The organism is Mesorhizobium sp. ES1-1 (genome assembly GCF_020164785.1).
Lineage (GTDB): Bacteria > Pseudomonadota > Alphaproteobacteria > Rhizobiales > Rhizobiaceae > Mesorhizobium.
Window position 1 is genome coordinate 209,796 of the sequence record NZ_JAIUGX010000003.1, and the last position, 21,053, is coordinate 230,848.

At 63.9% G+C, this 21,053-nt stretch carries 25 protein-coding genes; 19 read left to right on the plus strand and 6 right to left on the minus strand.

The genetic code is table 11. From position 1 onward, the window contains the following. Nucleotides 1-21: 21 nt before the first annotated feature. Entirely contained in the window at nucleotides 22-1,428 is a 1,407-nt protein-coding gene (gene lpdA / locus LB513_RS06275) for a dihydrolipoyl dehydrogenase (protein WP_224662603.1), read from the plus strand. A 606-nt stretch (nucleotides 1,429-2,034) separates the two neighbouring features. Here lpdA and LB513_RS06280 read toward each other — a convergent pair. Together LB513_RS06280 and LB513_RS06285 are read right to left on the minus strand one after the other, a co-directional pair. Beyond that, nucleotides 2,035-3,102, minus strand: coding sequence for a TraB/GumN family protein (locus tag LB513_RS06280; protein ID WP_224662604.1), 1,068 nt, complete (start codon nucleotides 3,100-3,102; stop codon nucleotides 2,035-2,037). Between the two features lie 122 nt (nucleotides 3,103-3,224). Then, the gene (locus LB513_RS06285) at nucleotides 3,225-4,163 is read right to left on the minus strand and encodes a tyrosine recombinase XerC (protein WP_224662605.1); all 939 of its coding nucleotides are present in this window, start codon (nucleotides 4,161-4,163) and stop codon (nucleotides 3,225-3,227) included. A gap of 137 nt (nucleotides 4,164-4,300) precedes the next feature. Between LB513_RS06285 and rimM the strand changes: the two genes are divergently transcribed. Genes rimM through LB513_RS06300 form a run of 3 tightly spaced genes read left to right on the plus strand, consistent with a single transcriptional unit; the run spans nucleotide 4,301 to nucleotide 6,064 of the window. Beyond that, nucleotides 4,301-4,900, plus strand: a complete 600-nt coding sequence (gene rimM / locus LB513_RS06290; RefSeq protein WP_224662606.1) for a ribosome maturation factor RimM — start codon at nucleotides 4,301-4,303, stop codon at nucleotides 4,898-4,900. After that, the gene (gene trmD, locus LB513_RS06295; RefSeq protein WP_224662607.1) at nucleotides 4,897-5,598 is read left to right on the plus strand and encodes a tRNA (guanosine(37)-N1)-methyltransferase TrmD; all 702 of its coding nucleotides are present in this window, start codon (nucleotides 4,897-4,899) and stop codon (nucleotides 5,596-5,598) included. The genes rimM and trmD overlap by 4 nt, the downstream gene beginning before the upstream one ends. Next, the gene (locus LB513_RS06300) at nucleotides 5,591-6,064 is read left to right on the plus strand and encodes a DUF4279 domain-containing protein (RefSeq protein WP_224662608.1); all 474 of its coding nucleotides are present in this window, start codon (nucleotides 5,591-5,593) and stop codon (nucleotides 6,062-6,064) included. The genes trmD and LB513_RS06300 overlap by 8 nt, the downstream gene beginning before the upstream one ends. Here LB513_RS06300 and LB513_RS06305 read toward each other — a convergent pair. After that, the gene (locus LB513_RS06305; RefSeq protein WP_224662609.1) at nucleotides 6,046-6,798 is read right to left on the minus strand and encodes a sulfite exporter TauE/SafE family protein; all 753 of its coding nucleotides are present in this window, start codon (nucleotides 6,796-6,798) and stop codon (nucleotides 6,046-6,048) included. The two genes, LB513_RS06300 and LB513_RS06305, sit on opposite strands and share 19 nt — an antisense overlap. 325 nt (nucleotides 6,799-7,123) lie before the next feature. On the opposite strand from LB513_RS06305, the gene rplS reads away from it, so the two are divergent. The 7 genes from rplS (at nucleotide 7,124) to leuC (ending at nucleotide 13,492) form a co-directional block, all read left to right on the plus strand. Further along, a complete protein-coding gene (rplS, locus tag LB513_RS06310; RefSeq protein ID WP_224662610.1) occupies nucleotides 7,124-7,678 on the plus strand; it encodes a 50S ribosomal protein L19 in 555 nt (184 codons plus the stop codon). A 157-nt stretch (nucleotides 7,679-7,835) separates the two neighbouring features. Continuing rightward, a complete protein-coding gene (locus LB513_RS06315; protein WP_318011175.1) occupies nucleotides 7,836-8,249 on the plus strand; it encodes an organic hydroperoxide resistance protein in 414 nt (137 codons plus the stop codon). Continuing rightward, complete coding sequence (locus LB513_RS06320; protein ID WP_224662612.1) at nucleotides 8,246-8,806, plus strand: MarR family winged helix-turn-helix transcriptional regulator; 561 nt, start codon at nucleotides 8,246-8,248, stop codon at nucleotides 8,804-8,806. The genes LB513_RS06315 and LB513_RS06320 overlap by 4 nt, the downstream gene beginning before the upstream one ends. A gap of 145 nt (nucleotides 8,807-8,951) precedes the next feature. Then, nucleotides 8,952-9,749 (plus strand): basic amino acid ABC transporter substrate-binding protein, encoded by a 798-nt coding sequence (locus tag LB513_RS06325; RefSeq protein ID WP_224662613.1) that lies wholly within the window; start codon nucleotides 8,952-8,954, stop codon nucleotides 9,747-9,749. A 304-nt stretch (nucleotides 9,750-10,053) separates the two neighbouring features. Continuing rightward, nucleotides 10,054-10,866 (plus strand): amino acid ABC transporter permease, encoded by an 813-nt coding sequence (locus LB513_RS06330; protein ID WP_224662614.1) that lies wholly within the window; start codon nucleotides 10,054-10,056, stop codon nucleotides 10,864-10,866. Between the two features lie 54 nt (nucleotides 10,867-10,920). Then, complete coding sequence (locus LB513_RS06335; protein WP_224662615.1) at nucleotides 10,921-11,556, plus strand: class I SAM-dependent DNA methyltransferase; 636 nt, start codon at nucleotides 10,921-10,923, stop codon at nucleotides 11,554-11,556. A 526-nt stretch (nucleotides 11,557-12,082) separates the two neighbouring features. Continuing rightward, nucleotides 12,083-13,492 carry a 3-isopropylmalate dehydratase large subunit gene (gene leuC / locus LB513_RS06340; protein WP_224662616.1) on the plus strand — a complete coding sequence of 470 codons (1,410 nt, stop codon included), beginning with the start codon at nucleotides 12,083-12,085 and terminating at the stop codon, nucleotides 13,490-13,492. A 42-nt stretch (nucleotides 13,493-13,534) separates the two neighbouring features. On the opposite strand, the gene LB513_RS06345 is transcribed toward leuC, so the two are convergent. After that, a complete protein-coding gene (locus LB513_RS06345) occupies nucleotides 13,535-13,849 on the minus strand; it encodes a hypothetical protein (RefSeq protein WP_224662617.1) in 315 nt (104 codons plus the stop codon). 168 nt (nucleotides 13,850-14,017) lie between these two features. Here LB513_RS06345 and LB513_RS06350 point away from each other — a divergent pair, with 168 nt between their 5' ends. Continuing rightward, on the plus strand, nucleotides 14,018-15,214 hold the full coding sequence (locus tag LB513_RS06350; protein WP_224662618.1) for a sensor domain-containing diguanylate cyclase: 1,197 nt from the start codon (nucleotides 14,018-14,020) through the stop codon (nucleotides 15,212-15,214). 53 nt (nucleotides 15,215-15,267) lie between these two features. On the opposite strand, the gene LB513_RS06355 is transcribed toward LB513_RS06350, so the two are convergent. Then, nucleotides 15,268-15,633, minus strand: a complete 366-nt coding sequence (locus tag LB513_RS06355; RefSeq protein ID WP_224662619.1) for a hypothetical protein — start codon at nucleotides 15,631-15,633, stop codon at nucleotides 15,268-15,270. A gap of 311 nt (nucleotides 15,634-15,944) precedes the next feature. Here LB513_RS06355 and LB513_RS06360 point away from each other — a divergent pair, with 311 nt between their 5' ends. Beyond that, entirely contained in the window at nucleotides 15,945-16,340 is a 396-nt protein-coding gene (locus LB513_RS06360) for a hypothetical protein (protein WP_224662620.1), read from the plus strand. A 102-nt stretch (nucleotides 16,341-16,442) separates the two neighbouring features. On the opposite strand, the gene LB513_RS06365 is transcribed toward LB513_RS06360, so the two are convergent. Beyond that, nucleotides 16,443-16,778: a hypothetical protein gene (locus tag LB513_RS06365; protein WP_224662904.1), complete on the minus strand. Its 336-nt coding sequence runs from the start codon at nucleotides 16,776-16,778 to the stop codon at nucleotides 16,443-16,445. Here LB513_RS06365 and sdhC point away from each other — a divergent pair. The 6 genes from sdhC (at nucleotide 16,675) to LB513_RS06395 (ending at nucleotide 21,026) form a co-directional block, all read left to right on the plus strand. Continuing rightward, nucleotides 16,675-17,094 carry a succinate dehydrogenase, cytochrome b556 subunit gene (sdhC, locus tag LB513_RS06370; protein WP_224662621.1) on the plus strand — a complete coding sequence of 140 codons (420 nt, stop codon included), beginning with the start codon at nucleotides 16,675-16,677 and terminating at the stop codon, nucleotides 17,092-17,094. The genes LB513_RS06365 and sdhC overlap by 104 nt on opposite strands. Before the next feature lie 2 nt (nucleotides 17,095-17,096). Beyond that, nucleotides 17,097-17,492: a succinate dehydrogenase, hydrophobic membrane anchor protein gene (gene sdhD, locus LB513_RS06375; RefSeq protein WP_224662622.1), complete on the plus strand. Its 396-nt coding sequence runs from the start codon at nucleotides 17,097-17,099 to the stop codon at nucleotides 17,490-17,492. Between the two features lie 19 nt (nucleotides 17,493-17,511). Further along, a complete protein-coding gene (sdhA, locus tag LB513_RS06380) occupies nucleotides 17,512-19,320 on the plus strand; it encodes a succinate dehydrogenase flavoprotein subunit (protein ID WP_224662888.1) in 1,809 nt (602 codons plus the stop codon). Between the two features lie 7 nt (nucleotides 19,321-19,327). Continuing rightward, nucleotides 19,328-19,660 (plus strand): hypothetical protein, encoded by a 333-nt coding sequence (locus tag LB513_RS06385; protein ID WP_224662623.1) that lies wholly within the window; start codon nucleotides 19,328-19,330, stop codon nucleotides 19,658-19,660. Nucleotides 19,661-19,671: 11 nt separating this feature from the next. Next, nucleotides 19,672-20,451, plus strand: coding sequence for a succinate dehydrogenase iron-sulfur subunit (locus LB513_RS06390; RefSeq protein ID WP_224662624.1), 780 nt, complete (start codon nucleotides 19,672-19,674; stop codon nucleotides 20,449-20,451). 143 nt (nucleotides 20,452-20,594) lie between these two features. Then, nucleotides 20,595-21,026: a DUF983 domain-containing protein gene (locus tag LB513_RS06395; RefSeq protein WP_224662889.1), complete on the plus strand. Its 432-nt coding sequence runs from the start codon at nucleotides 20,595-20,597 to the stop codon at nucleotides 21,024-21,026. Nucleotides 21,027-21,053: the final 27 nt, after the last annotated feature.

The following is a 21,053-nucleotide window of genomic DNA, read 5'->3' on the forward strand; positions in this document are numbered from 1 at the left end:
GCCGACAAAAAGGACAGTATCATGGCGTATGATGTCGTTATCATCGGATCGGGACCGGGCGGCTATGTCTGCGCCATCAAGGCGGTGCAGCTTGGCTTGAAGACGGCGGTGGTCGAAAAGAACGCGACCTTCGGCGGCACCTGCCTCAACATAGGCTGCATCCCCTCCAAGGCGCTGCTTCATGCTTCCGAGATGTTCGCCGAGGCCGGCCATTCCTTCGATACGCTGGGCGTCGAGATATCGCCGCCGAAACTGAACCTGACGAAGATGATGGCGCACAAGGATGCGACCGTGGCGTCCAACGTCAATGGCGTCGCCTTCCTGTTCAAGAAGAACAAGATCGATAGTTTCCATGGCACCGGCAAGGTGGTCTCCGCCGGCAAGGTGTCGGTGACCGGCGAGGACGGGAAGGTCGAAGAGATCGAGACCAGGAACATCGTCATCGCCACCGGTTCTGATGTCGCCGGCATTCCCGGCGTCAAGGTCGAGCTGGATGAGAAAATCATCATGTCGTCGACCGGCGCGCTGTCGCTGGACAAGGTGCCGGGTCATCTGGTGGTGGTCGGCGGCGGCGTCATCGGGCTCGAACTCGGCTCGGTCTGGGCCAGGCTGGGCGCCAGGGTAACGGTGGTCGAGTTCCTCGACACCATCCTCGGCGGCATGGACGGCGAGGTCTCCAAACAGTTCCAGCGGCTGCTTTCGAAGCAGGGGTTCGAGTTCAAGCTTGGTGCCAAGGTGACAGCAGTCGCCAAGGCCAAGATGGGGGCTGTGGTGACCTTCGAACCGGTCAAGGGCGGCGCCGCCGAGACCATCGAGGCCGACGCCGTGCTGATCGCCACTGGGCGGCGCGCCTATTCCGACAGTCTCGGGCTGAAGGAAGCCGGGGTCGAGGTCGACGAGCGCGGCCGCGTCAAGACGGACGACCATCTCAGGACCAATGTCGATGGCATCTACGCCATCGGCGATGTCATCGCCGGGCCGATGCTGGCGCACAAGGCAGAGGATGAAGGCGTGGCGGTGGCGGAAACCATTGCCGGCCAGGCCGGCCACGTGAACTATGGCGTCATTCCGAGCGTCGTCTACACCAGCCCGGAAATTGCCTCGATCGGCAAGACCGAGGAAGACCTCAAGGCGGCCGGCATCGACTACAAGGCTGGGAAATTCCCGTTCAGCGCCAATGGCCGCGCGCGAGCCATGCTGCACACGGACGGGTTTGTGAAGATCCTGGCCGACAAAGCGAGCGATCGGGTTCTGGGTGTCCACATCGTCGGCCATGGCGCCGGCGAAATGATCCACGAGGCGGCGGTGCTGATGGAGTTCGGCGGCTCGTCGGAGGATCTGGCGCGCACCACCCATGCGCATCCGACGATGTCGGAGGCGGTGAAGGAAGCGGCGTTGGCCACCTTCTTCAAGGCAATCCATATCTAGAAACCAGATCGACGTTCGTTGTGCTACGGCGAGGGACGCCCGAAGCGTCGTAACGAAGCTCGAAACAAAACGGCCCGCTTTTCAGCGGGCCGTTCCTATTCATGTCAGGCCGATCAGTTCGCCGGCGCGGCTGGAGCCGGAGCCGGAGCTGGAGCTGGAGCTGGAGCTGGAGCAGGCGCCGGTTCGGCAGGCGCCGGAGCCGCCGGAGCAGGCTCGGCCGGCTTCATCGCGTCAGCCGGAGCAGGCGCGGCGGGTGCCGGAGCCGGCGTGCTGGCCGCAGGCGGCTCGGCCGGTGCTGGAGCCTCGGCGTTTCTACCAAAAACATAATATGCGACAATCGCCAGAATGACGACGACCAGTGCAATCAGCCAGCCACTGCCGCCGCCTCTCGACTGGACAACCGTGGTGCGATCGACGCGTGGCTCGGTCCCGGTCGGCGGGACAGGATTGAACGGGTCGTTTGGATTCGGTGCGTTCGCCATAAAAGTGTCCTCCGTGGATGAAAAACATCAATCAACAGCCATCAACGCGCTATTGCCGAATGGGTTTCACGTCGGCGGAGGAAAACGCCGAAAACACGGCGCCCGGCCTCCGCCACCATGCGACTCAGTTGATGGCGGTGACAGTATACCCGGCTTTGCGGAAATCTTCGACCAGCCCGTTGGCACCGGGAAGGTGGAGGGCGCCGACCGCGATGAAGGCATTTCCCTTGGCGAGAATCGGCGCGGCATGGTCCACCATCACCTTGTTTCGGCTGGTGATCATGGCCTCTTCGAATGCCGCGTAGCCGGCGGGGTCGTCCTGTTCTGCGGGCATCGCCGCCCGAAACAGCGGCCAGAACATGCCGGTATCGCCACGCTGGTAAAGCACGATCATGGTCTCGTTGATGTCGTTGACCTTGTCGCCCAGTTTCAGCGTGTCAACGAGACCTTTCATGTGAAAGGCGAGCGGCAGAGAGGCCATGGCGCGGAGCTGGTCGGCGACGGTTTCCAGGCCTTCGACCGATTTGCCGGAAGCCTTGGCATCCTCGGCGAGCTTGACGTCGAGCACCGGAGCGCCGCCCGCCTTGCGGGCAAGCTCGCAGGCAGGCAGCGCAATCATCGCCGACAGCATCCACGGCTTCATCTTGGCGACGGTGGCCGGGGGGATGCCGCGCGAATCGAGCGCCTTGTTCACGGCTGCGGCGTCATCAGCAGACAGCAGCGACGACAGTGTCGTGCCGTCGGTGAACATCATCAGGTCCGGTTCCTTGAACAGGGCCGCCATCATCTTCTGCTCGTCGAGCACCTCGGTGGTTTCGATGACGATCGTGCCGGCAGCGTCATAGGCCTTTCGCGCCGCAGGTGGCAGCGTCGTGACGCGCGGGTCGGTCATGTGCATGGTGCCGAACAGGTAGGATGGCGTCTCGCCCGGCTTTTCGAGCTTCCACAACAGGCCCTTGCCGTTGGGCGTGGCCGCGGCAGCCGCCTCGGCCTTTCGGTATGCCGCGGGATCTGCGTCGCGCAGGGCCGACAGCATGTCGGTGCCGGTGCAGGCCGGGATTTCGGCATGCGCCCGGCTTGTCGCAACCAGCAGCATGGCGAGGAAGGACAGGAAAAACAGGACATTGAGCGCGACAAGCAGCTTCAGCGAAAGGGACGCTGCGCGGTCGGCGATGGCAATGACGCGTTTCATGGCACCTTTCGTAGGCGCAAAAGGCGGCGAAACGGTTAACCGCGGGTGGAAATTGTCTTCGACCAAACCGCTGCGCCGGGCGAGGTGCCGCCAGGTCCCGTGCGCGTCGCCCTCTGCCGCGGCTAAGCCCTCGGATGCGCGGATTCGTAGATTTCGAGCAGCCTTGCCGTATCGACACCGGTGTAGATCTGTGTCGTCGACAGGCTGGCATGGCCAAGCAGCTCCTGGATGGTGCGCAGGTCGCCGCCGCGGCCGAGCAGATGCGTGGCGAAGGAATGGCGTAGCGCGTGCGGCGTCGCGGTGGCAGGCAGGTTGAGCGCCGAGCGCAGCTTGGCCATGTCGCGCTGGATGACGGCCGGGTTGAGCGGGCCGCCGCGCGCGCCGCGAAACAGCAGGCCCTTGGGGTCGAGATGATACGGGCAAAGCCGGCGGTATTCGGCGATCGCGCGCAGCGCGACCGGCAGTACCGGCACCAGCCGCGTCTTGCCGCCCTTGCCGGTGACGCGCAGCACGCTGTCGCTTTCCGAGGCCAGGTCGGCGCCGGCGAGGCCGAGCGCCTCGGAAATGCGCAGCCCCGAGCCGTAGAGCAGCGTCAGCACGGCGGCGTTGCGGGCGGCGATCCAGGGTTCCTCCGCCAACTGACCTTCGATGGACACGACGTGCCTGGCGTCACTTGCCGTCAGCGGCTTGGGCAGCGATTTCGGCTGGCGCGGCGCCCGTAGCGCAGCGGCGCCGGCGGCATTGGCGAGGCCGCGCCGCTCGAGGAATCGCAGCAGCGAGCGGATGCCGGCAAGGCCCCGCCCAAGCGTGCGGGCGCCGACGCCGGCGTTGCGGCGGGCGGCGAGGAAGCCACGCAAATCGGCCGGGCGCAGGTTCGCGATGTCGGCGATACCGGGCGCGCCGCCGCAATGGCCGGTCAGGAAATGCAGGAACTGGCGGGTGTCTCGCTCATAGGCCTCGACGGTCGCCGGCGACAGCCGCCGTTCGCGCGCCAGCATTTTCAGCCAGCTTTCACGCGCCGCCTGGAGATCCGGCTTTGCCGGGATGAGGAATTCCTGCATGGCGTCCGTTCCGGTTCGCCCTTATTGTCGTGTGGCCGGGTTAGCAAGCGGTGAAGAGCCGGCATCGAAATGACGCCGCGCCATCATTGAAATGACGCAGGGTGGGGGCTACAGCAGGCTTCAAAGGATATGCCGCCATGAGCAAGCCCCAGAACCCTGTCCAGATGGCCCTGATCGGTGCCGCTCACGGCATCAAGGGAGAACTCAGGGTCAAGACCTTCACCGGCGAGCCGATGGCGCTTGCCGACTACGGCCCGCTCTATGCCCGGGATGGCCGCGCCTTCCAGATCGTCGACATTAGGCCCGCAAACACGGTCGTCGTCGTGCGTTTCAAGGGCATCGGCGACCGCAATGCCGCCGAAGCGCTCGCCGGCACCGAGCTGTTCGTCGACCGTTCGATGCTTCCTGACGATGCCGAGGAGGACGAATTCTACCATGCCGACCTGGTCGGCCTCGAGGTCCGCGACGATACCGGCGCGGTGCTGGGCAAGGTGGTGGCCGTGCACAATTTCGGCGGCGGCGACATTCTCGACGTGACGCTCGGCAGCCGCAAGGGCGTGCTGATCCCGTTCACCCAGGCCGCCGTGCCGCAGGTGTCGATCGCCGACGGCTTCGTGCGCGTCGATCCGGTGGCGGCCGGGCTTGTCGAGGATGAGGACGGGGACGCGCCGCGCGACGAGGATTTCGACCCGAAGGGCAGGCCGCGCGGACCGCGTGACGCCGGGGGCAACCGGTGACGTTCAAAGCCTCGGTGCTGACGCTCTACCCCGAAATGTTTCCCGGCGCGCTCGGCCTGTCGCTGGCGGGCCGCGCGCTCGAGGCTGGCACATGGTCGCTGGACGCGATCCAGATCCGCGACTTCGCCACCGATAGGCACCGCACCGTGGATGACACGCCGGCCGGCGGCGGCGCCGGCATGGTGATGCGCGCCGATGTGCTGGCCAGGGCCATCGACCATGCCTCGCCGCCGGGCGATGCGCGGCCGCGCCTGCTGATGAGCCCGCGCGGCAGGCCGTTGACGCAGGCGCGCGTGCGCGACCTCGCCGCCGGGCCGGGCGCCGTCATTCTGTGCGGCCGGTTCGAAGGCGTCGACCAGCGGGTGATCGACGCGCGGGAACTAGAGGAAGTCTCGATCGGCGATTTCATCCTCTCGGGCGGCGAGCCGGCGGCGCTGGTGTTGCTCGATGCCGTGGTGCGGCTGTTGCCTGGCGTGATGGGCAATGCGGTGTCCGGCGAGGAAGAGAGCTTCGAGAACGGCCTGCTCGAACATCCGCATTACACTCGGCCGCAGGAGTTCGAGGGCCGCGAGATTCCGGAGGTACTGACGTCAGGCAATCACAAGAAGATCGCGGCCTGGCGACGGGAGCAGTCCGAGGCGCTGACGAAGGAGAGGCGACCGGATCTCCTCGAGAACGAGCGGACCGAGAATGGCTGAGATTGCCCGGAGCTCGGCATCGCTAAGATTCTTCGGCGACGATCTCGATCCCGACGAGCTAACAGGACTCTTAGCTGGACACCCGAGCTACGCGGTTCGCAAAGGCGACTTTCATACATATCGCCCAAACCGAGCAACGCGCACAGCGCTGAAAGGGCTCTGGAGGTTATCTTCGGCGTACCAAGAAGGCGATCAACTCGATCAGCAGATCGTAGGTATACTGCAGACACTTACTGAAGACTTTGCGGTCTGGGCCGATCTCAGCCGGCGGTTTGAGGTCGACATGTTCTGCGGCGTTTGGCTCGACGAAGGAAATCAAGGTTTGGCGTTGTCCCCACAGACGCTGCAAATGTTAGGTGAGCGCGGCATCAAACTTGAGCTCAATATCTACTACGAATTGCCAGAGACAGACGCCGGCGATGATGATCGGATCCAAGCTGATACGGCTCAACCCTTGGCGAAGTAGTAAAACGCCAGGAACAGGCCGACGGCGATGACGAAGCCGCGCACGGCGTTTTGCGGCACGCGCTTGGCAATCCAGACGCCGGCATAGCCGCCGAGCGCGCCGCCGGGGATCATGACGATGGCCTGTGGCCAGGCGACGACGCCGCCGGAGACGAAGACCAGGATGGCGACGGCGGCGATGACCACGGCCAGCATGTTCTTCAGCGCATTGAGGCGGTGATAGTCGCCGGCCTGGGTGAGGCCAAGCGTCGCCAGCATCATGACGCCCATGCCGGCGCCGAAGAAACCGCCATAGATGGCGGTGACGAACTGCGCCAGCGAGCCGGCCAGCGACCCGACAGCGGCTTCGTGCCCAGGTTTGGGCGTCGGCTTCAGCCATGGCCCGGCCGCGAAGAGCGCCGTTGCCCCCAGCAGCAGCCACGGCACCAGAGCGCGAAACGACGGGTTGGACAGCCCGAGCAGGATGAGAGCGCCGGCCAGCGCGCCCAAGGCCGAGATCAGGCAGAGCAGCAGCGCGCCGCGCCAGAAATGCTTGATGTCGGCCCAGTAGGCCAGCGTCGAGGTGATGTAGCCGGGAAACTGCGTCACCGATGAGGTCGCATTGGCGACGATCGGCGGCAGGCCTGCCAGCGTCATGGCGCCGAAGGTGATGAACGTGCCGCCGCCGGCCACGGCGTTGACCGCACCCGACAGAAAGCCCGCGAGGAAGAGCAAGATGGCGTCGAAAAAAGACATTGTGAGCCGCCGGACAAGTGTGCTGCTCCCGGATTAGGAAGCTTGAGCGGTCGGCGCAACCCCGCGCTGGACAATTGCGTGGTCGCATGCGAGCAAAAAAGACAGGGCCAAGGCGTGACAAAGCGCTGAAATAGCTGTATGTGCCCGCCCGTACCGGAAGAACAATCTCCCGGACCCGTCAACAATGACGGTGTAGTCGCCCCTGTCCGATGTCTTGGAGGCAAATATGTCTCGGAGACCAAGGACATAACCGAGCGGTCATTGGAACTGCAAGGCGAGCGTAGGGCGCTCTGACTGTCGGAAGAACAAGAAGTGGACTACTGAGATGGATATTCTCCGTCAGCTCGAGGCCGAACAGGCCGCCAAGATCGAAGCCAAGCGCAAGCTTCCCGAATTCCAGCCCGGCGATACGGTGCGCGTCCAGGTCCGTGTGACCGAAGGCACCCGCACCCGCGTCCAGGCCTATGAAGGCGTCGTCATCGCCCGCTCCGGCGCCGGCTTCCAGGAGAGCTTCACCGTCCGCAAGATCTCCTACGGCGAAGGCGTCGAGCGCGTGTTCCCGGTCTACTCGCCGATGGTCGAGGGCGTCGAGATCGTGCGTCGCGGCAAGGTGCGTCGCGCCAAGCTGTATTACCTGCGCGATCGCCGCGGCAAGTCGGCTCGCATTTCCGAGAATACCGGCGTGCGCGCCCGCAAGCTCAACGATGAGGAGCGCGACGCGCTGAACGCCGAGAAGGCCCGTATCGAGGCCGAGAAGGTCGCCGCCGCGCAGGCGCTGGCCGCCGAGAAGGCAGCGCAGGAAGCGGCCGAGAAGAAGGCAGCCGCCGAAGCCGAAGCGGCCAAGGCCGCCGAGGCTGCCGAGGCGACCCCCGCCGAATAAGTTTTCGACGAACGAGTTCTGAAAAAGGCGGCTTCGGCCGCCTTTTTTCGTTTCACCCTACCGTGACCGGATCGGGCTTGAAAACACGCTCGGAGGATTGACTTTCCATTGTATCGTACACTAAATAATCGTGTACAAATAAAATGGAGATATGGAAATGGCACTATACACCGCGCAAGCTCACGTGACCGGTGGCCGCGCCGGCCATGGCGAGACCAGCGACGGCCTGCTCAGGGTCGATCTGGCGATGCCGAAAGAACTGGGCGGGCCGGGTGGCGCCACCAATCCCGAACAGCTGTTCGCGGTCGGCTACGCCGCCTGCTTCGAAAGCGCCGTGCGGTTCGTCGCACGCAAACAGAAGCTGCCGCTCGAGGACGCCGCAATCAGCTCCACCGTCAGCCTGCTTCCTAACGGTGAGGGCTTCAAGCTCGGCGTCGCGCTCGCCGTGGAAACGAAAGGCCTTGATCAAGCCGCGGCGGAAGCGCTTGTATCGGCGGCGCACCACGTCTGCCCCTATTCCAATGCGGTCAAGGGCAATATCGAGGTGGCGCTTTCGGTAAAGGCGGCATGACGGCAAAAATCAAAGCTACAGGCAAGGATGTCCCGCCGGCGCCCGCCGGGGCTTTTGACCTGCCCCGCCTCGACCAGCAATTGTGCTTCGCGCTTTATTCGGCAAGCGGGCTGATGACGAAGCTCTACCGGCCCTTGCTCGATCCGCTCGGCCTGACCTATCCGCAATATCTGGCGATGCTGGCGCTATGGGAGCGCGCGCCAAGCACGGTTGGCGCACTTGGCGAAGCGTTGGGACTTGACTCAGCGACGCTGACGCCGCTGCTGAAGCGGCTGGAGGGGGGCGGGCTCGTCACCCGAAGGCGAGACGCAGCCGACGAGCGCCGTGTGCTTGTCGAGCCGACGGCCAAGGGCCTCGCACTGCGCCGTCGGGTGAAGGACGTGTCAGCCGCGCTTGCGTGCAGCGTGCCGCTGGAGCCTGGTGAATTGACCGCCCTGCATGCAACCCTCACCCGCCTTGTCGCAGGGCTGCGCAACGCCACGGCGCAAGATCGACCGTCGGATGCGGGGGGCTCAGCCGCGGGCTCGAGCCCAGGCGGCGGCACGCACGTCTCCTGACCATGCTGCCCGCGAGTATTCGAATCCACTTTCGGGCCGGGCAGGAATGCGGGCTGTCTTGCAAGGCGCCGGTTGGAGGTTAAAGTCGGGACCTGATCGTTCTGCAAGCCTGGCTTTTGCCGGGCCATTCAATTCGGGGAGTGTCATGACCAAATCGAAACTGCTGCTGGCAGGCTTGCTTGCCCTGGTGCTCGCGCCTGCCGTCGCCTTTGCGCAGGCGCTGCCTGATCTCGGCGGCAAGAAGGTCGTGGTGGTGACGGAGAATGCCTATCCGCCGCTGCAGTTCATCGATGCCAAGACGGGCAAGCAGATCGGCTGGGAATATGACGCGATGAATGAAATCGCCAAGCGGCTGAATTTCAGCGTCGAATACCAGAACACGTCCTGGGACGCGATGATCCAGGCGGTTTCCGACAATCAGTACAATATCGGCATGACCGGCATCACGATCAAGGATGAGCGCAAGCAGAAGGTGGATTTCTCCGATCCCTACATGCGCTCGGAACAGTTCATGCTGGTGCGCGGCGACGAAAGCCGGTTCACCGACGCCAAGACCTTCGCTGACTTCAAGGACGGGCTGATCGGCGCGCAGGCCGGCACCACGCCGTTCTACACCGCCGTCTACAGCGTGCTCGACGGCAACGAGCAGAACCCGCGCATCAAGCTGTTCGAGACGTTCGGCGCCACGGTCCAGGCGCTGAAGTCCGGCGACGTCGACGTGGTGCTGACCGACGGCACAGCGGGCAAGGGCTATGTCGACGCATCCGAGGGCAAACTGAAGCTGATCGGCGGCCCGCTCGGCACCGAGGATTTCGGCTTCATCTTTCCGAAGGGCTCGGACCTGGTGAAGCCGGTCAACGCGGCCATCGCTGCGTTGAAGGCGGACGGGACGCTGGAGGCGCTCAACAAGAAGTGGTTCCTCGACTACAAGATGGGGCAGTAGGCGCATTATTGAGAATGGTGCGTATGCGCCGCCTTTCTTTCAACGTCGGCAATTGGCGAAAGCCGTCGCCGCGTCCGATCTCCCCCCTTGCGGGGGAGATGCCCGGCAGGGCAGAGGGGGGTGTGAAGGATCGCGAGGTTTCGATTTCACGCCTCTTCGAATCGAATCCGATCAGAGGCTGTGATCGTAGTCAGTTGATAGGCCGGCGGGACAGCACCCCCCTCTGTCCTGCCGGACATCTCCCCCGCAAGTGGGGAGATCAGCAGCTCTTGCGAAGGCATCTATTCGGCAGCGTTGGCAACTGATGCCCGCCACCAGATCCACCTCCAAACCTGACCTCCCCTGGTGGCTCGTCGTGGCCGTCGTCCTTGCCGTCGCGGCCGCCATCTTTATCGCCACTAGCAATCTCTATGCCCAGGTCTTCGCCACGGTCGCCAAGGGCATCGGCATCACCGTCTTCGTCACCGTCATCTCCTTTGCCCTGGCGTCGGGCATCGGTCTCGGGATCGCGCTGATGGGGATGTCGGGCTCGCGGCTGATACGCCAGATTGCCCGCTTCTATGTCGAGATCATCCGCGGCGTGCCGATCCTGGTGCTGTTGTTCTGGATCGCCTTTGCCGGTGCGCCGGCCTTCGTCGCCGGCTGGAACGCGCTGACCGCTCCCTTGCAAAGCGCCGGCTTGCTTGGCGAGCTGCTGGTGCGCGACGTGTCGCTCCTGTGGCGCGCTATCATGGCGCTGACCATCGGCTATTCGGCCTTCATCTCCGAGGTTTTCCGCGCCGGCATCCAGTCGGTCGAGACCGGGCAGATCGAAGCGGCCAAGGCGCTTGGGCTGACGCGGGCGCAGCGCTTCCGGCTGATCGTGTTCCCGCAGGCGATCCGCACCATCCTGCCGCCGCTCGGCAATGATTTCGTCGCCCTGGTCAAGGATTCCTCGCTGGTCTCGGTGCTGGGCGTCGCCGACATCACGCAGATGGGCAAGGTCTATGCCGCCGGCTCGTTCCGGTTCTTCGAGACCTATTCGATAACAGCCTATATCTACCTGATCCTGACGGTGGGCCTGTCGCTGGCGCTCAGGGCTCTGGAGCGGCACTTGCGCCGCCAGCACGGGCAATAGTCTTTGGGCGAGGACATGGCTACGATCCCTGATACATCTGGTCGAGGAGCTCCCATGATTGTCGATAAAGCCCACGCCGCGCTGGAATCGGTCTATGGCGCGGGGACGCCCGAAACCCTCGAAGGGGCCTATGCCGCCTGGGCCGCGACCTATGACGGCGAGACTGCCGCGCTCGGCTATCTCCTGCCGTTCCTAATCACCGCCTGGGTTGCGCGCCATGTGCCGGCGGGCGAAGGCCCGCTGCTCGACGCAGGCTGCGGCACCGGCCTGTCGGGGCCATCGCTGAAGGCGCTGGGCTATATCGACATTGCGGGGCTCGACCTGTCAGAGGACATGCTGAAGATCGCCGGCAGCCGCAACGCCTACAACCAGCTGAAGCAGGCGATGCTCGGCGGCCCGCTGCCATGGCCGGACGGCCATTTCCGCGCCTTCCTCTCGACCGGCGTATTCACCATCAGCCACGCCCCGGCATCCGGCCTCAATGAGCTTGTGCGCATCACCAGGAAGGGCGGCCACGCGATTTTCACCGTGCGCGACCGGGTGTTCGAAAGCGGTGGCTTCCAAGCCGTGTTCGATGAGCTGCAAGCCGCAGGGAAATGGCGTTCTGTCGAGCAGAGCCCCTGGTTCCGATGCTACGCGATCGCCGAGCCCGATGCGCTGGTGAAGACGTTTGTGTTCGAGGTGCTGTGAGGGACGACCTTGGCGCCCTTCCTTTCCCTCCGGATGGGGGAAAGGTGGCGCTGCGAAGCAGCGACGGATTGGGGGAAGGCGATCCTCAAATGCGCCGCCGCTGATTACTCGCTATGGAGCCCGATCAACTCGAGGCATTGGCCGTTCGAAACAACAACGGTCGCGCTAGGTCGACCCCACTCCGTCGAGCTTCGCTCGACACCTCTCGCCCGATCGACGGGGGAGAGGAAAAGCGCTAGGGCTTCCACCGCCAGAGGGGTGGAAGTGACGGCGAAGAAGGGAAGGCCACACACCGCGCCACCGCAATTGCCGAGAACCCAAAACATTGATATGAGCCACGCCATGGAAGAGCTATTTGGCGATCCGGCCTATAAGGGGTTCGTGCTGCAGGACAGGAAACGCCTGCCGTCGCGCTTTTCCGCGCGCGTCAGCGGCGCGCTGACCAGCCGACTTCGCTGATCTGCCGGCCGGCCGCAGGCTCGCGGCATCAGCTCTCCCCAATTCTCATATCGACGGATTTACGCACATGAGCGCACCGCGCACCCTCTACGACAAGATTTTCGACGACCATGTCGTCGACCGCCAGGATGACGGCACCTGCCTGCTCTACATCGACCGGCACCTGGTCCATGAAGTGACCAGCCCGCAGGCTTTCGAAGGCCTGCGCATGAGTGGCCGCAAGGTCAGGCACCCGGAAAAGACATTGGCCGTGGTCGACCACAACGTCTCGACCTCGCCCGAGCGCAAGTTCGGCATCAAGAACGAGGAAAGCCGGATCCAGGTCGAAGCGCTGGCGACGAACGCCCGGGATTTCGGCATCGAATATTATTCCGAGAAGGATATCCGCCAGGGCATCGTCCACATCATCGGTCCGGAGCAGGGTTTCACGCTGCCCGGCATGACCATCGTCTGCGGCGACAGCCACACCTCGACGCATGGCGCTTTCGGCGCGCTGGCGCATGGCATCGGCACTTCGGAGGTCGAGCATGTGCTGGCGACGCAGACGCTCATCCAGCGCAAGGCCAAGAACATGCTGGTGCGTGTCGACGGCAAGCTGCCGGAAGGCGTCACCGCCAAGGACATCATCCTGGCCATCATCGGCGAGATCGGCACTGCCGGCGGCACCGGCTATGTCATCGAATATGCCGGCGAGGCGATCCGCGCGCTGTCGATGGAAGGCCGCATGACGATCTGCAACATGTCGATCGAGGGAGGCGCGCGCGCCGGCCTCATCGCCGCTGATGAGACGACCTTCGCCTATGTCAAGGACAAGCCGCGCGCGCCGAAGGGTGCGGCCTGGGATGCGGCACTGGAATACTGGAAGACGCTGCAGTCCGATGAGGGCGCGCATTTCGACAAGGTGATCGTGCTCGACGCCGCCAAGCTGCCGCCGATCGTCTCCTGGGGCTCCTCGCCCGAGGATGTCGTCTCGGTACAGGGCATCGTGCCGAACCCGGACGAGATCAGCGACGAGAACAAGCGCACCTCCAAGCAGCGCGCGCTGGACTATATGGGCCTGACGCCCGGGACCAGGATCACCGATATCGCGCTCGACAGGGTGTTCATCGGCTCCTGCACGAATGGCCGCATCGAGGATCTGCGCGCCGTCGCCAAGGTGGTCGAGGGCAAGACGGTCAGCCCCCATGTCGACGCGATGATTGTGCCGGGTTCCGGCCTGGTCAAGGAACAGGCCGAGGCAGAGGGTCTCGACAAGATCTTCATCGCCGCCGGTTTCGACTGGCGCGAGCCGGGCTGCTCGATGTGCCTTGCCATGAACGACGACCGGCTAAAGCCGCATGAGCGCTGCGCCTCGACCTCGAACCGCAATTTCGAGGGACGGCAAGGCTTCAAGGGCCGCACCCATCTGGTGTCACCTGCGATGGCGGCGGCGGCGGCGATCGCCGGCCACTTCGTCGACATTCGCGAGTGGAAATAGCGATCCTGGCCCCGACCGCCTCGCGGTCGGGGCTTCCTGGCGTCAGTCAGCGCGGCGGATCAATTCGTGGAAATTCTCACGAAGGCCGGGCTGATCCTCGGCAACCACGAGCGCCATCTGGCGTTCGTCGAACAGCTTGAACCATTCGTCCCATTCGACCAGTTCATAGCCGCCCGCATTGGGCGGCCTGTCCGCCGCCTGATCCTGATCCTGGTAGGCTTGCTGGTCAAAGACGAGCCGCAGCATGGCTTGCGTCCCCGATTCAGGCGACACGTCGACTATTGCAGGAAATCCCGCGCGTGCGGCGGCCCATGACCGGATAGCGTCGTGATCGGTCAGCGTGATCGTTTCGGCCATAATTGCTCTCCTTGATTGCTTAGGGGCAAAACGCGGACTGCGATTGCATGTTCCTCGCGTCGGCTTTCAGAGGCTGCGGCTTTGAAATATTCGCTAGCGCTTAACTGCTTGTTGGGGCTTGTCCGATAAGGTGTTCACCGGGGTATGGGAGGGGAAGTCAAAAGTCCTTTGGACACTGATCTGTTCATAGCGCTGCTCAATCCGACGATCGCGCTGGCACTTGGCGCGGCCTTCTCCATGCTATGGTTCCATCAACGCCACCGTCCCTATCTGGCGGTGCTGGCGATAAGCTACAGCGTCTCGGCCGCCGGCTTCCTGCTGCAGTATTTTACGTTGCCGATCGGTATGATGCCGACCAAGCTGGTGTCGAATGTCTGCTTCACCATTGCCGGCTGCTGCCTGGCGGGGGCCATCGTTGCCCGCAATGGCCGCCAGGTGCCTTATCTGGCAATGAGCGCCCTGATGGGCAGTGGCCTGTCGGCACTGATGTGGTTCACATTCGCCGCGCCGGACCTGACTTGGCGTATCCTGTCGATGAATTTCGCCTTTGGCGGGCTCGCTCTTCTGGTCGCCGCCGAACTGCGCCCGGTGCGGCGCAACGGCCCGATCGAGAACATCCTGTTCATCCTGTCGTTGCTTTCAGGGCTGAACTTCTTCGTTCGCACGCTGGTCGTCGTCATTCTTCACGGTCCTTTCACCAGCTATGACGGGTTCTACGCCTCGACCTATTGGACGACCGCTCTGCTGACGCATGCGCTGCTGTCGCTGCTCATCGCACTTTGTCTGTTCACCGCGGCCGCCCTCGACGTGATGAAGGCCCTGAAGACGGAGACACACACCGATCCGCTGTCGGGCCTGCTCAACCGCCGTGGGTTCGAGGAGCGCGCGACCGTCCTGCTGGAGCGTTGCGCGGCGGCAAAATTTCCGGTGACGCTGGTGCTGGCCGACCTCGATCACTTCAAGGCGCTGAACGATCTTCACGGCCATGCGGCGGGCGACCGCGTCATCGCCGATTTCGCCGCCAAGCTTCGGTTAGCCGCCGGTGCGCGCGGCGTCGCGGGGCGCATCGGTGGCGAGGAGTTCGCCGTGCTGCTGCCATTGAGCGATCTTGGCGCCGCACGGCTGTTTGCCGAGGCTGTGCGCACGCTTTATTCGGCGGGCAGCGTCGACGGCCTTCCTCCAGGCACGAAGGTCACCGCGAGCTTCGGCGTCGCGGCCCGCAGTGGCGAAGAGGCGCTGCAACCGCTTATGCGTCGGGCCGACGAAGCGCTCTACATAGCCAAGAGGAATGGCCGCGACAGCGTGCGCCTGTCGCTTGAGCGATCGGAAACAATGTTCACGCCGGAGCCACTCAGGATCGGCTGACGCGGGAAAGCGTCGTCCGCCTCCCGGAAAGCCGGTTCACAAATGTCGTTGCCTCAGCGCCGGCAAGGGCTGAGTTCGGGCATCTCGCCGTCGGAAAGCCCATACATATAGGACCGACCCTTCACGAACACCGGCGGGCGGTAGCAGTCGCTGGAGCCTGAGATCTCGTCCGACTCGTTTTCGTAGATCACCTTGGGCTGGCCGGCACCCGTATAATCCGACAATTGCTTGGCCAGCGCGCCTTCACCGACAAGGATGCGCTTGTAGCCGGCGGCGCTGTCGATGACGAGATTGCCAAAGGAATCGGCGTAGACGCGGTCCTGATGGCGGGTACCGCTGAGTGCCGGTGCCGCCAAGGCGACGACTGATGCAGACAGGACGAGTGCCGCAAGGCACGATCCGACAGAGTTCGAACGCATGGCGTCCTCCGTGTTGTGGCGAAGGCGTTACGACACGCTTTCGCCCTTACCGGATACAGACCGCTGCCCCAGACCGCTGAACCGCTTTGCGGGAGGCGCCTGCTCCTCGAATCAGAAATTAACCATTTCTTAACCTTTGTTAAGAGGCTGGCGCGGCGCAGGCCGGTGTCTTATCAAGCATGGTTAATTTCCGGCGCCAGGGAGAACCCTGCGGTCATCATTTGGCAATGCTTGGCCGCAGCATCGCGCTCGGCGTCGGACCGACCTGATTGGGCAGGCTAAAGTGGCCGCGTGCCGCGGGAGGACATGATATGCCGTTACGCGGGTCGGTTCGGGTAACGCTCGCCCTGTGGCCGCTGCTGTTACTGGCCGTCGCCTGCATGCCGCAGGAGGACACCCCGAAAGCCGGCGGCGTTGCTGCGACCTCGGTACCGGTGGCCCCTGCGGCCCCGGGTCCGGTCACCGAGGTGACAGGGCCGCAGCCGCGAACGGCCGCCTATGTCTGCGCCAATGGCGGAAGGATGACCATCGAGAACCTCGGCGCGTCGATCCGGGTTGTCGGTCCTGACGGCGTCGTTCAGGACATGCCCGCCTCGCCCGCCAACCAGAACAGCCGGTTTGGCCAGGCGCATGACGCGATCGTGATCGACGGCCGCGAGGCTCTTGTCATGAAGGGCGGGTCGACACCGGTGACTTGCACCCGCTGAGCCTGCATCGTGCTATACCGCGCGCGTGCTGCAGCGCGGAGAGACGGCGCCAGCTTCGGCCCCGCAGCCGCTAATCGATTGAAGCGCCGGCAGGCCTTTTAATCAGACTAAATTACGTTTCCAAAACGGTTTTCTGGCTTTGACGCGGTGCAAAAAGAGCATTAGAAACCGCGTGTCCGAGGTCGCAACCGGAAGCGGCAATGCCGCATTTCCACCTGCGGCTGGAGCGTGACGCCCGATCGGGACGCGCTTTGGATTTTGTTTATGCATGCCGGTCTTCCCAAAATCGAGATCACTTTGGGCGACGGGCACAGGGACGCCGAACTGGGGAGCCATGAGCAAATCACCAGCCACCCAAGACTTCGCCAGACGTGAACGGCCACTGTCGCCGCATCTGAGCGTGTACCGGCCGCCCATCACGATGACGATGTCGATCATCCATCGCATCACCGGCGGCGCATTGTATTTCGGCACGCTGCTCGTGGCCGCCTGGCTGATGGCGGCGGCAAGCTCGCAATCGACCTTCGATCGGGTGAACTGGGCATTCGGAACCTGGCTCGGCCAACTCGTGCTGTTCGGCTATAGCTGGGTGCTGATGCACCACATGCTTGGCGGCGTCCGGCACCTGGTGTGGGACACCGGCGCCGGCCTCGAGAAGCATGCCTCGTCGCGGATCGCCTGGGCGACACTGGCCGGATCGATCCTGCTGACGGCGCTGATCTGGATCGCCGGCTACATGGTCCGGGGAGCCTGATCATGAGCGTTGGCAAGAGCGATATGCGCACGCCGCTGGCGAAGGTCCGCGGCCTGGGTTCCGCCCGCGAGGGCACCGGGCATTTCTGGCGCCAGCGCCTCACGGCGGTGGCCAACATCCCCTTGATGCTGTTCTTCGTCGGCTTCCTCGTCGCGCTCAACGGCGCCGGCTATGCCGAGGTCAGGGCGGCGCTCGCCAATCCCCTGGTCGCTCTGGTGCTGCTGCTGGTGCTTGTCTCCGCGCTTATCCATATGCGGATCGGCATGCAGGTGATCATCGAGGACTACGTGCATGGCGAGGGCATGAAGCTGGCGCTGATCGCGCTCAACACATTTTTCACCATAGCGGTCGGCGTGGCCTCGGTCTTCGCCCTGCTCAAGCTGGCATTCGGAGGCTGAGTTGGCCAAGGACGCAAACATGGCGGGCTACACCTTCGTCGACCACAAATTCGATGTCGTGGTCGTAGGCGCCGGCGGCGCCGGCCTGCGCGCCACGCTGGGCATGGCTGAACAGGGCCTGCGTACCGCCTGCATCTCCAAAGTGTTCCCGACCCGCTCGCACACGGTGGCGGCGCAAGGCGGCATTGCCGCGTCGCTGTCGAATATGGGGCCGGATTCCTGGCAGTGGCACATGTATGACACGGTCAAGGGGTCGGACTGGCTGGGCGATGTCGACGCCATGGAATATCTGGTGCGCGAAGCGCCGGCCGCCGTCTACGAGCTCGAGCATTACGGCGTGCCGTTCTCGCGCACCGAGGAGGGCAAGATTTACCAGCGGCCGTTCGGCGGCCACATGATGAATTATGGCGACGGTCCGCCGGTGCAGCGCACCTGCGCCGCGGCCGACCGCACCGGCCACGCCATCCTGCACACGCTCTACGGCCAGTCGCTGAAGAACAACGCGCAGTTCTTCATCGAGTATTTCGCGCTTGACCTGATCATGGAGCCGGACGGCACCTGCACCGGCGTCGTGGCCTGGAACCTCGACGACGGCACCATCCACCGCTTCTCGGCCAAGATGGTGGTGCTGGCGACCGGCGGCTATGGCCGCGCCTATTTCTCGGCCACCTCGGCGCACACCTGCACCGGCGATGGCGGCGGCATGGCGGCGCGGGCTGGTTTCCCACTCCAGGACATGGAGTTCGTGCAGTTCCATCCGACCGGCATCTATGGCGCCGGCTGCCTGATCACCGAGGGCGCGCGCGGCGAGGGCGGCTATCTCGTCAACTCCGAGGGCGAGCGCTTCATGGAACGCTACGCGCCGTCGGCCAAGGACCTTGCCTCGCGCGACGTCGTCTCGCGCTGCATGACGCTGGAGATCCGCGAGGGTCGCGGCGTCGGCAAGAACAAGGACCACATCTTCCTGCATCTCGATCATCTCGATCCGGCCGTGCTGCATGAGCGGCTGCCCGGCATCTCGGAATCGGCGAAAATCTTCGCCGGCGTCGACCTTACCAAGGAGCCGATCCCGGTTCTGCCGACGGTGCACTACAATATGGGCGGCGTGCCGACCAATTACTGGGGCGAGGTGCTGAGCCCCACTCCGGAGAACCCCGACCGCGTGTCGCCCGGGCTGATGGCAGTCGGCGAAGCCGGCTGCGCATCGGTGCACGGCGCCAACCGGCTGGGTTCGAACTCGCTGATCGATCTCGTGGTGTTCGGCCGCGCAGCGGCGATCCGGGCCGGGCAGGTCATCGATCGCAAGGCGGCCATCCCGTCGCCCAACGAAGCCTCGGTCGCAAAGATCATGGATCGCTTCGACCGGCTGCGCCGCGCCAACGGGTCGACGCCCACGGCCGTGCTGCGCGAAAAGATGCAGAGGGCGATGCAGGAAGACGCCGCCGTATTCCGCACGCAGGAGTCGCTCGAGAGCGGCTGCAAGCGCATTTCGCAGCTGTGGACCGAGCTTGCCGATATCAAGGTCTATGACCGCTCGATGATCTGGAATTCCGATCTGGTCGAGACGCTGGAGCTTGAAAACCTGATGGCCAACGCCGTCACCACGGTCTACGGCGCCGAGGCGCGCAAGGAGAGCCGGGGCGCCCATGCGCGGGAGGATTTTTCCGCCCGCGACGACGTCAACTGGCGCAAGCATACGCTCGCCCATCTAAGCGAGGACGGACAGGTGACGCTGAGCTACCGGCCGGTGCACACCGAGCCGCTGCTGGCCGAAAAGGACGGCGGCATCAGCCTCGCCAAGATCGCGCCGAAGGCGCGGGTGTATTGAGATGAGAATGGCGGCGGTCACGATGCTCTGCGTCGCCGTCGGCGGGTGTGCGACCTCGGCTGACACGGTCTACGTCTATGACGGTGCCGACAAGATCTCCGCGATGGTCAATGACATTGCCGTTTGGAAGAATGCTTCGAGCGCACAGTCCTCCGAGAGGCTTGCATTTCTGAGGAGCAGCAGCGGACCGGTGAACTGCTTGGCTGGCGAGCGCGGTCGGGTTGCCACGCGCAAGCAGGTCGTCGGCAACGCCGTGGAAGTGCGGGTGCACGGTAGGTGTACAGGATTTGTCAACGCTCATTTCGTGCATGACAAAGACTACGGGCACGAGAAGGAATAGGACGAGGGCGAATGGTCGAACTCACACTTCCCAAAAACTCCAAGATCCAGCAAGGCAAGACCTGGCCGAAGCCGGAAGGCGCGACCAATCTGCGGGAATATCGCATCTATCGCTGGTCGCCAGACGATGACGAGAACCCGCGCATCGACACCTATTTCGTCGATATGGACGATTGCGGCCCGATGGTGCTGGACGCGCTGCTCTACATCAAGAACAAGATCGATCCGACGCTGACCCTGCGCCGCTCCTGCCGCGAAGGCATTTGCGGCTCCTGCGCCATGAACATCGACGGTTCCAATACGCTGGCCTGCACCAAGGGCTGCGACGACATCAGCGGCGCCATCAAGGTCTATCCCCTGCCGCATATGCAGGTGGTGAAGGATCTGGTGCCCGACCTGACGAATTTCTACGCCCAGCACGCCTCGATCCAGCCCTGGTTGAAAACGGTGTCGCCGGAACCGGCCAAGGAATGGCTGCAGAGCCATGAGGACCGCGAGAAACTCGATGGTCTTTACGAGTGCATATTGTGCGCCTGCTGCTCGACGTCGTGCCCGAGCTATTGGTGGAACGGCGACCGCTATCTCGGTCCGGCCACGCTGCTGCAGGCCTATCGCTGGCTGATCGACAGTCGCGATGAGGCCAAGGGGGAGCGGCTCGACAATCTCGAGGACCCGTTCCGGCTCTATCGCTGCCACACCATCATGAACTGCGCGCAGACCTGCCCCAAGGGCCTCAACCCGGCCAAGGCGATCGCGGAGATCAAGAAGATGATGGTCGAACGGCGCATTTAGAGCCGTTCCTGCTCGACCTTTCAGGACGGGCTTGTCTGTCGGAACGGATAGTTGCACTGCGGCTATGTTCCACCAGCCGCCCGCGGGCAGGTCCTTGCATTTGACGACCGCGCCAGCGCGACACGACAAGGAAGAGCAAGATGATTCCGGATCGCGAATGGGCTCCGCTGTCGCCGATTGAAACAGGCATAAAGGGTCGGTGTCCGCGCTGTGGCGAAGGACATCTGTTCGAGGGCTTCCTGAAGCTTCGCAAGGGCTGCGAAGTCTGCGGCCTCGACTATTCCTTCGCCGACCCCGCCGATGGCCCGGCCTTCTTCGTGATATGTTTTGCATGCGTGCCGAGCGTTGTGCTTGCGCTCTGGATCGAGGTGCGCTTCGAAGCGCCCTACTGGGTGCATCTGTTCACGACCTTGCCGTTCATGCTACTGACCTGCATTCCGCCATTGCGTCCGCTGAAGGGATGGCTGGTGGCCAGCCAGTATTTCTACAAGGCAGAGGAAGGCCGGATGGCCACGCCCTTGGTCCCGTCAGCATCCGCCGGGAGATCCGATTCGCCTGGCGAAGACGGACGGTAACGAAGGCTATAGGCATTGGATGGAATG

Bases quoted from the DNA above. Each gene is read 5' to 3' on its own strand.
- lpdA (WP_224662603.1), top strand. From the start codon at position 22: ATGGCGTATGATGTCGTTATCATCGGATCGGGACCGGGCGGCTATGTC.
- LB513_RS06280 (WP_224662604.1), bottom strand. From the start codon at position 3,102: ATGAAACGCGTCATTGCCATCGCCGACCGCGCAGCGTCCCTTTCGCTG.
- LB513_RS06285 (WP_224662605.1), bottom strand. From the start codon at position 4,163: ATGCAGGAATTCCTCATCCCGGCAAAGCCGGATCTCCAGGCGGCGCGT.
- rimM (WP_224662606.1), top strand. From the start codon at position 4,301: ATGAGCAAGCCCCAGAACCCTGTCCAGATGGCCCTGATCGGTGCCGCT.
- LB513_RS06300 (WP_224662608.1), top strand. From the start codon at position 5,591: ATGGCTGAGATTGCCCGGAGCTCGGCATCGCTAAGATTCTTCGGCGAC.
- LB513_RS06305 (WP_224662609.1), bottom strand. From the start codon at position 6,798: ATGTCTTTTTTCGACGCCATCTTGCTCTTCCTCGCGGGCTTTCTGTCG.
- rplS (WP_224662610.1), top strand. From the start codon at position 7,124: ATGGATATTCTCCGTCAGCTCGAGGCCGAACAGGCCGCCAAGATCGAA.
- LB513_RS06315 (WP_318011175.1), top strand. From the start codon at position 7,836: ATGGCACTATACACCGCGCAAGCTCACGTGACCGGTGGCCGCGCCGGC.
- LB513_RS06320 (WP_224662612.1), top strand. From the start codon at position 8,246: ATGACGGCAAAAATCAAAGCTACAGGCAAGGATGTCCCGCCGGCGCCC.
- LB513_RS06325 (WP_224662613.1), top strand. From the start codon at position 8,952: ATGACCAAATCGAAACTGCTGCTGGCAGGCTTGCTTGCCCTGGTGCTC.
- LB513_RS06330 (WP_224662614.1), top strand. From the start codon at position 10,054: ATGCCCGCCACCAGATCCACCTCCAAACCTGACCTCCCCTGGTGGCTC.
- LB513_RS06335 (WP_224662615.1), top strand. From the start codon at position 10,921: ATGATTGTCGATAAAGCCCACGCCGCGCTGGAATCGGTCTATGGCGCG.
- leuC (WP_224662616.1), top strand. From the start codon at position 12,083: ATGAGCGCACCGCGCACCCTCTACGACAAGATTTTCGACGACCATGTC.
- LB513_RS06345 (WP_224662617.1), bottom strand. From the start codon at position 13,849: ATGGCCGAAACGATCACGCTGACCGATCACGACGCTATCCGGTCATGG.
- LB513_RS06355 (WP_224662619.1), bottom strand. From the start codon at position 15,633: ATGCGTTCGAACTCTGTCGGATCGTGCCTTGCGGCACTCGTCCTGTCT.
- LB513_RS06360 (WP_224662620.1), top strand. From the start codon at position 15,945: ATGCCGTTACGCGGGTCGGTTCGGGTAACGCTCGCCCTGTGGCCGCTG.
- sdhC (WP_224662621.1), top strand. From the start codon at position 16,675: ATGAGCAAATCACCAGCCACCCAAGACTTCGCCAGACGTGAACGGCCA.
- LB513_RS06365 (WP_224662904.1), bottom strand. From the start codon at position 16,778: ATGATCGACATCGTCATCGTGATGGGCGGCCGGTACACGCTCAGATGC.
- sdhD (WP_224662622.1), top strand. From the start codon at position 17,097: ATGAGCGTTGGCAAGAGCGATATGCGCACGCCGCTGGCGAAGGTCCGC.
- sdhA (WP_224662888.1), top strand. From the start codon at position 17,512: ATGGCGGGCTACACCTTCGTCGACCACAAATTCGATGTCGTGGTCGTA.
- LB513_RS06385 (WP_224662623.1), top strand. From the start codon at position 19,328: ATGGCGGCGGTCACGATGCTCTGCGTCGCCGTCGGCGGGTGTGCGACC.
- LB513_RS06390 (WP_224662624.1), top strand. From the start codon at position 19,672: ATGGTCGAACTCACACTTCCCAAAAACTCCAAGATCCAGCAAGGCAAG.